This is a genomic window from Burkholderia sp. HAN2018, assembly GCF_024704855.1.
Lineage (GTDB): Bacteria > Pseudomonadota > Gammaproteobacteria > Burkholderiales > Burkholderiaceae > Burkholderia > Burkholderia cepacia.
In genome coordinates, this window is sequence record NZ_QOBB01000547.1 from 1 (window position 1) to 688 (window position 688).

The 688-nt window shown below is 75.0% G+C and carries 1 protein-coding gene and 1 pseudogene; both read right to left on the reverse strand.

Features of this window, described 5'->3' with window-relative positions:
* A pseudogene (locus tag DPV74_RS41695) lies at window positions 1-279 on the reverse strand (DNA polymerase Y family protein); the annotation flags it as partial.
* The coding region (locus DPV74_RS41700; RefSeq protein ID WP_119339304.1) for a recombinase RecA at window positions 212-688 on the reverse strand (477 nt) is incomplete at its 5' end. The gene DPV74_RS41700 and the pseudogene DPV74_RS41695, both read right to left, overlap by 68 nt.

Genomic DNA, 688 nt, shown 5'->3' on the forward strand with positions numbered 1-688 from the left:
GACCGCGCGCAGCGCATCGGCCTCGCGCGCGGGGTCGCGTTCGACGAGCCGCGTGTGCGGCGCGAGCGTGAGCACACCGCCGCGCTTCATGCCCGCGCGCACGCCCTGCCGGCGCGCGGGCGCATCGGCGATCAGCACGACACCCTGCTCTAGCACCGCGCAGCCTGCTTCGTCCACTTCGTCCGCTTCGTCTACGCGTTGCGCCGCGCCGTCAGACGGCGGCGGGGCGCACACGTCGAGCGGCAGGCGCGGCAGATGGATGCCGAGCAAGACGCGCATAGCGGCTCTCCACGATGGGCGACGGCAGGTCGAGCACGAGCGGCTCGCCGCGTGCGGGGCCGCGACGCTTGACGATGTCGAGCGACACGCCGCCCGGCACCGGATACAGCGCGACACGCAGCACGGCCGGCGACGGTTGCCGCGCGGCCGACAGCGGACGCAGCATCACGAACAGCGTGTCGCCCGTGCGCGCGGCCGCGAGATGCAGGCGCCGCAGCGCATCGGGCCGCGCATCCTGCCAGAGCAGCAGCGCGCCGCAGCACCCCGTCTTGAGTGCCTGCTCGGCGGCCCACAGCGCATCGGTGCGGCTGCCGGCGCGCAGCCACAGCAGCGCGTCGGACGGTACGCCGAGGCTGGCGAGCGCGGTTGCATGCGGCGCTTGAGGCGGCGCGACGAGCGCAAGCGGACG